Origin of the sequence: Pseudomonas sp. NPDC087346, assembly GCF_044744235.1 — a bacterium.
Lineage (GTDB): Bacteria > Pseudomonadota > Gammaproteobacteria > Pseudomonadales > Pseudomonadaceae > Aquipseudomonas.
Genome location: NZ_JBIUXX010000050.1, coordinates 37,270 through 44,076, shown reverse-complemented (window position 1 = coordinate 44,076; position 6,807 = coordinate 37,270). Strand labels below are relative to the sequence as shown.

Here is a 6,807-nt window from a genome sequence, read left to right as displayed (position 1 = left end):
GATATGGAAGCTGAACAGTACACGTCGGACGCAGGCGAATGACTCGGCAGGACGTTTTTTCGTCGATGCTGACGCCAATCCACCCGGCACACCCGCCAACGCGATAGTCGGGATTCTGTAGGAGCAGTCTGTAAGACAAACGCTCAATTCATACGCCCGTTTGATTTGGGTATGTCACCTTCACGGAATTTCCGGCAATTGTCAATCGCCCAAAATACGGGTTGAAATGCGACTTTGCGGTCACTTCCGTACCACACAGACCCGCAACACGCGACTGCATGTGAAGTCATTCATAGAATCAATAGTTAGAAAAGTCGCCCTAATTCGCGGCGAGCCCTGTTTAACAGGCTACGCTGGCAGGACTGCAGAGAGATTCACAGACTGCGTGAGACCCGATCAACGCAAAAAGAGTTTCCGGCCTGCCTGGCCAACCCCGCCCGATGAATCATGTCGGGCTTTTTATTGCTCGTCTGCCGGACGTTTCGCACCATTGCAGTACGAAATATCCGCGATTCATGCCAGCGCTTTCAGAGTGGCATCGATGTGCTGCAAAACTTCCGCCTCGCCCTTCTCGCCCCAATACAAGGCGATCATCTGCTTGTCCGCTTCGACCTTGAAGACGTTATCCGGCAATTTTTCGAAATGATTGAGCAGGGCTCGATCTTCGCAAACTTCCTGCCACTGATTGACCCACATACCCGGCGATTTCTGCCAATAAGTCCAGCACGCCGGCTGACTGCCGCGACGTGGCCGATGGTATTGCGCACACGGGCTCGGCGGCTCCTGAGACAGCCAATGCGGCCAATCCTGGGGCGCAAGTTGCATGGCCAGCCCGATACGTCGCGCTTCCATCCGCAAGCCTATGCGACCGCTCTGCGCACGCGAGGGACGCAACCATGCCAGTGGACTCAATACCACCAGCAGGATTGACACCACTATCCAGACCGTCATATCTGTACTCCCGTTTTGTCATGAGCCCATTGCGTCACTTTGGAACCAATGCGCTTGAAACCAGCCATACTTAACAATATCGATACCTCAGGAGGAGCACCTCATGCCCTACCACCACATCCTGGTCGCTGTAGATCTGACCGAAGAGTGCGACCCTGTCATCCACCGCGCCCGAGAGCTGTCGGTGAGCAACGGCGCCAAGCTGTCGCTGGTGCATATTGTCGAACCGATGGCGATGGCCTTCGGCGGCGACGTGCCAATGGATCTGTCACAACTGCAACAGCAGCAGTTCGATCAAGCCAAGGAACGCCTTGAACGCCTGAAGCTCAAGTACACCGAACTAGAAGGCGCCAACTGCCACCTGACCTACGGCCAGCCTCGCCAGGAAATCCATCATTTCGCCAAGGAAAAGGCCTGCGACCTGATCGTGGTCGGCAGCCACGGCCGACATGGTCTGGCCCTGCTGCTCGGCTCCACCGCCAACGACGTACTGCATGGCGCACCTTGTGATGTGCTGGCAGTCCACCTGGTCAAACGCTAACCCCTGTAGGAGCTGCCGAAGGCTGCGATCCTTTGACTTTGATTCTCAAGATCAAAAGATCGCAGCCTGCGGCAGCTCCTACAAAAAGCCCGACCTCACGCGAATGAGGTCGGGCTTTTTTACGACTGGATCAATCAGGCATCCAGCTCGGCCCAACGTTCAACCAGCACATCCAGCTCAGCCTGCAACTGCTCCAGCGAAGCAATTACCTTGGCCGTTTCCGCCGCTGGGCGCTGGTAGAAACCGCCGTCAGCCATTTCAGCTTCAACCGCAGCGATCTGTTGTTCCTTGGCGTCGATATCGCCCGGCAAGGCCTCCAGTTCACGCTGCAGCTTGTAGCTGAGCTTTTTCTTGGCGACTGGTGCGTCTGCTGCTGCGACCGGTGCCGGCTCAGCTTTGACCACTGCCGAATTCAAGTCGGCTTTGCCGGACTTGCTCTCGGTCACGCCCAGCAGGCGCGGCGAACCACCCTGACGCAGCCAGTCCTGATAACCACCGACGTATTCACGGACCTTGCCTTCACCTTCGAAGACCAGGGTGCTGGTAACTACGTTGTCGAGGAATGCCCGGTCGTGGCTGACCATCAGCACGGTACCGTTGAAGGTCAACAGCACTTCTTCCAACAGCTCGAGAGTTTCCACGTCGAGGTCGTTGGTTGGTTCGTCGAGTACCAGCAGGTTCGCCGGCTTGCTGAACAGTTTGGCCAGCAACAGACGCGCACGCTCACCACCCGACAGCGCCTTGACCGGCGTGCGGGCACGCTGCGGGCTGAACAGGAAGTCGCCGAGGTAGCTCAGGACATGGCGGCTCTGGCCATCGATATCGATGAAGTCGCGACCTTCGGCGACGTTGTCGATCACGGTTTTTTCCAGATCCAGTTGATGGCGCAACTGGTCGAAGTAAGCCACGTCGATTCGCGTGCCCTCTTCCACCTTGCCGCTGGTCGGTTGCAGACCGTTGAGCATCAGTTTCAGCAGCGTGGTCTTGCCGGTACCGTTGGCGCCGAGCAGGCCGATACGGTCGCCGCGCTGCAGCACCATCGAGAAATCCTTGATCAGGAACGGGCCGCCCGGATGTGCGAAGCTCACATTCTCGAGGACCATGACCTGCTTGCCGGACTTGTCGGCGGTATCCAGCAGGATGTTGGCCTTGCCGGTACGCTCGCGACGCTCGCTGCGCTCAACACGCAGGGCCTTCAAGGCGCGGACGCGACCTTCGTTACGGGTGCGACGTGCCTTGATGCCTTGACGAATCCACACTTCTTCCTGGGCCAGACGCTTGTCGAACAGCGCGTTGGCAGTCGCCTCGGCGGCCAGTTCAGCTTCTTTGTGCACGAGGAAACTGGCGTAGTCGCCGTTCCAGTCGATCAGGCCACCGCGATCCAGTTCGAGGATGCGCGTAGCGAGGTTTTGCAGGAAAGAACGGTCGTGCGTGATGAACAGCACGGCGCCCTGGAAATCTTTCAGCGCTTCTTCGAGCCAGGCAATCGCACCGATATCCAGGTGGTTGGTTGGCTCGTCGAGCAGCAGCAGATCCGGCTCGGACACCAGCGCCTGCGCCAGCAGCACGCGACGACGCCAGCCGCCGGACAATTCGGCGAGGGTCTTGTCGGCCGGCAGTTGCAGGCGGCTCAAGGTGCTGTCGACCAGCGTTTGCAGGCGCCAGCCGTCACGGGCTTCGAGGTCGTGCTGGACGTGCATCAGTTTGTCCAGATCAGCGTCGGTGACGATGTTCTGGCTCAGGTGATGGTATTCGGCAAGCAGTGCGCCAACGCCGTCGAGACCTTCAGCCACCACGTCGAACACGGTCCGCTCGTCGGCCACCGGCAATTCTTGCGGCAATTCACCGATTTTCAGACCGGGGGCACGCCACACCGAGCCGTCATCGGGCTTCTGGTCGCCCTTGACCAGTTTCATCATGCTGGACTTGCCAGTGCCGTTGCGGCCGATGATGCACACCCGCTCACCACGGGCGATCTGCCAGGACACCTTGTCCAACAACGGCATAGAGCCGAACGCAAGGGACACATCGCTGAATTTGAGCAGGGTCATGAGCTTCTCCAAAAACCGGGCGCGCATTCTACCTGACTTGAGGCATCAACAGGCCGGCAATTTGTCTGTGGACGCACTCTGCACAACAATTGTTGCGAACTTGTGCTGCGCGGTCCGCAAAGCTTTCGCCGCTTGCTGGCAAAAGGCTAAGCTACAGACAATTCAGTGCCGGCCACGCCCGCACTTGTCCTGATTTTCTCTGCCCGGATGTCTCATGCGCAGTCGCCTTTTCAGTGTTTTGTCCTGTTTGCTACTTACCGCCGCTGCTGCTCAATCCGCTCAGGCGGTGGACCTGTCCACCCAGCGCCAGTATTACGATGAAGCCAAACGCGCCCTCGCCAAGGGCGATACCGGCCCGTATTTCCGTTACAGCCAGGCGCTGGCCGATTATCCGCTGGAACCGTATCTGGCTTACGACGAGCTGACCGCCCGCCTGAAAAGCGCGAGCAACGCGGAAATCGAGAAATTCCTCGCCGAGCACGGCGACCTGCCGCAAGCCAACTGGATGAAGTTGCGCTGGTTGCGCTGGCTGGCCGACCGTGGCGACTGGGCAACCTTCGTCAAGTATTACGACCCGAAACTCAACTTCACCGAACTGGACTGCCTGAATGCGCAGTACCAGATCAGCAGCGGTCACAAAGCCGAAGGCTATGCCAACGCCGACAAACTGTGGCTGACCGGCAAATCGCAACCTGCTGCATGTGATGCGCTGTTCGGGATCTGGGCGGCCGACGGCCAACTTACCGAACAAAAACGTTGGGAGCGCACCAAACTCGCCGCCCAGGCGCGCAACTATCCATTGGCGAACAGTTTGACCAACGGCCTGACCACGCTTGCCCCACGCGGTCGCCTGCTGGTTGATGTCGCGCAGAAGCCCGAACTGTTGAATCAGCCTTCGCGCTTCGTCCCGGCCGATGAACCGATGTCCGACGTAGTCAGCCTCGGTCTGCGCCGCCTCGCCCGTCAGGACCCGGACAAGGCCATGGCCCTGCTCGACGGCTACGCCAGCAGCATGCATTTTTCCCGCGACGAGAAAGTCGCGATCGCCCGGGAAATCGGTCTGACACTGGCCCGGCGTTTCGACAGCCGCGCGCTCGACGTGATGACCAAGTACGACCCGGAACTGCGTGACAACACCGTTTCCGAATGGCGCCTGCGCCTTCTGCTGCGTCTGGCGCGTTGGGACGATGCTTATCAACTGACCCGCCGTCTGCCGCAAGATCTGGCCACCACCAACCGCTGGCGCTATTGGCAGGCACGCAGTCTGGAACTGGCGCAGCCGCAGAACCCGGAAGCACAAACGCTGTACAAAGGTCTGGCGAAGGAACGTGATTTCTACGGCTTCCTCGCCGCCGACCGCTCGCAACTCCCGTACTCGCTGAACAACAAACCGCTGGTGCTCAGCCAGGCGCTGATCAACAAAGTGCGCAACACGCCGGGCGTGCGTCGCGCGCTGGAGTTCCATGCCCGTGGGCAGATCGTCGACGGACGTCGCGAGTGGTATCACGTCAGCCGTCACTTCAGCCGCGATGAAATGGTCGCCCAGGCGAAACTCGCCTACGACCTGAAATGGTATTTCCCGGCGATCCGCACTATCAGTCAGGCGCAATACTGGGACGATCTGGATATCCGCTTCCCGATGGCCCACCGCGAAACCCTCGTGCGTGAAGCCAAGGTTCGTGGCTTACATTCGAGTTGGGTGTTCGCCATCACCCGTCAGGAAAGCGCCTTCATGGACGACGCCCGCTCCGGTGTCGGCGCCAGCGGCCTGATGCAATTGATGCCTGGCACCGCCAAGGAAACTGCACGCAAGTTCAGCATTCCGCTGGCTTCTCCGCAGCAAGTGCTCGATCCGGACAAGAACATTCAGCTCGGCGCCGCTTACCTGAGCCAGGTTCACAGCCAGTTCAACGGCAACCGCGTCCTCGCCTCCGCCGCTTACAACGCCGGCCCCGGCCGAGTACGTCAGTGGCTGCGCGGTGCTGACCACCTGAGTTTCGACGTGTGGGTGGAAAGCATTCCGTTCGACGAGACCCGCCAGTATGTGCAGAACGTGTTGTCCTACTCGGTGATCTACGGCCAGAAGCTCAACTCGCCGCAGCCGTTGGTGGATTGGCATGAGCGTTACTTCGACGACCAGTAACTACGCATCTGACGCCGAATAACGAAAAATGCCCGTATCGCGAGATACGGGCATTTTTTGTGCCTGTCAAAATGCGCCGCTGTTACTGCACCACCGCCACTCGCTTGCCCTTCTCAGTCAACCGATACCTTTGTGCTGGGCTCGTCGGGGAATCTGGGTCAGTCATTTCAATCCACATGGCTGTCAGAGCCGGCTTGAGGTAGTTCGCACGAAAGGTTGCTTTGTGCGCCAGACCAAGCTTGCTCATAAGGTCGTTGATACTGAGTGGAGCGGCTCCGTCGAGTGCTCCCAGCAGCTTTGCTACTTGGTCGGTTACTTGGTCGGTTACTTGGTCGGTCGCCGGTTCGGCACTGATTGCTTCCTGCAATGCAAGACTCAATGCCTGAAGCATAAACTCGACAAAGGGCGTTGACTCTGCCATTCGATCAGCCGCTGACAATGCGGCGTAATAGGCGTCCTGTTGGTCCCGAATTACGGCTTCAACCGGCAGATAGGCCAACACTGGTCGCCACTGACTGAGAATCAAGGTTTGCCAAAGGCGTCCCATCCGCCCGTTACCATCGGCAAAAGGATGTATAAACTCGAACTCATAATGGAACACACAGCTAACGATCAACGGATGCCAGTCTGACGCGTCAAGCCACGCCAGCAAGTCATCAATCAGGTGCGCAATTCGGTTGGGTGGTGGCGCCATATGCACCAACTGCTCGCCACGATAGATGCCGACGCCTGTCCGGCGTAACTGACCGCAATCATCAATGAGTCCATGCATCAGCAATTCGTGTGCACTTAGAAGATGGGTCCTGCTCCCCGGCTTCCAGTCTGGCATTGACTCATAAGCCGTAAACGCATTACGTACTTCCTGTATCTCCTTCGGCAAACCCAGAACCCGCATACCAGCGAGTACTGCAGTCACCTGCTCAACACTCAGCGTGTTGTTCTCGATTGCCAGAGAAGCCTGAATCGTACGAATTCGATTACCTCTACGCAGTTGAGGCGTCTGCCGACTGTCGTCCACGGCCGAAAGTTTACCGATCTGCTCGCTGATTTCGGCGATCAGAGCAAGCATTCGAGTGGTCAGGGTCAACGGTGGTTGGTAACGACTCATGTCCTCATCCTGG

General features: G+C 58.5%; 5 protein-coding genes. 2 read left to right on the top strand and 3 right to left on the bottom strand.

Features of this window, described 5'->3' with window-relative positions:
• Nucleotides 1-513: 513 nt before the first annotated feature.
• Nucleotides 514-951 carry a hypothetical protein gene (locus ACIOZM_RS24130; protein ID WP_401218189.1) on the bottom strand — a complete coding sequence of 146 codons (438 nt, stop codon included), beginning with the start codon at nucleotides 949-951 and terminating at the stop codon, nucleotides 514-516.
• Between the two features lie 103 nt (nucleotides 952-1,054).
• Between ACIOZM_RS24130 and ACIOZM_RS24125 the strand changes: the two genes are divergently transcribed.
• The gene (locus ACIOZM_RS24125; protein ID WP_401218186.1) at nucleotides 1,055-1,492 is read left to right on the top strand and encodes a universal stress protein; all 438 of its coding nucleotides are present in this window, start codon (nucleotides 1,055-1,057) and stop codon (nucleotides 1,490-1,492) included.
• Between the two features lie 134 nt (nucleotides 1,493-1,626).
• Here ACIOZM_RS24125 and ACIOZM_RS24120 read toward each other — a convergent pair whose 3' ends face one another.
• Entirely contained in the window at nucleotides 1,627-3,543 is a 1,917-nt protein-coding gene (locus ACIOZM_RS24120; protein ID WP_401218183.1) for an ATP-binding cassette domain-containing protein, read from the bottom strand.
• A gap of 214 nt (nucleotides 3,544-3,757) precedes the next feature.
• On the opposite strand from ACIOZM_RS24120, the gene ACIOZM_RS24115 reads away from it, so the two are divergent.
• Nucleotides 3,758-5,686, top strand: coding sequence for a transglycosylase SLT domain-containing protein (locus tag ACIOZM_RS24115; RefSeq protein ID WP_401218180.1), 1,929 nt, complete (start codon nucleotides 3,758-3,760; stop codon nucleotides 5,684-5,686).
• 82 nt (nucleotides 5,687-5,768) lie between these two features.
• Here the strand turns inward: ACIOZM_RS24115 and ACIOZM_RS24110 are convergent, their stop codons facing one another.
• Nucleotides 5,769-6,794: a Fic family protein gene (locus tag ACIOZM_RS24110; RefSeq protein WP_401218178.1), complete on the bottom strand. Its 1,026-nt coding sequence runs from the start codon at nucleotides 6,792-6,794 to the stop codon at nucleotides 5,769-5,771.
• Nucleotides 6,795-6,807 lie beyond the last annotated feature (13 nt).

Coding starts and splice junctions, on each gene's coding strand:
- ACIOZM_RS24115 (WP_401218180.1), top strand. CDS start 3,758: ATGCGCAGTCGCCTTTTCAGTGTTTTGTCCTGTTTGCTACTTACCGCC.
- ACIOZM_RS24110 (WP_401218178.1), bottom strand. CDS start 6,794: ATGAGTCGTTACCAACCACCGTTGACCCTGACCACTCGAATGCTTGCT.
- ACIOZM_RS24125 (WP_401218186.1), top strand. CDS start 1,055: ATGCCCTACCACCACATCCTGGTCGCTGTAGATCTGACCGAAGAGTGC.
- ACIOZM_RS24130 (WP_401218189.1), bottom strand. CDS start 951: ATGACGGTCTGGATAGTGGTGTCAATCCTGCTGGTGGTATTGAGTCCA.
- ACIOZM_RS24120 (WP_401218183.1), bottom strand. CDS start 3,543: ATGACCCTGCTCAAATTCAGCGATGTGTCCCTTGCGTTCGGCTCTATG.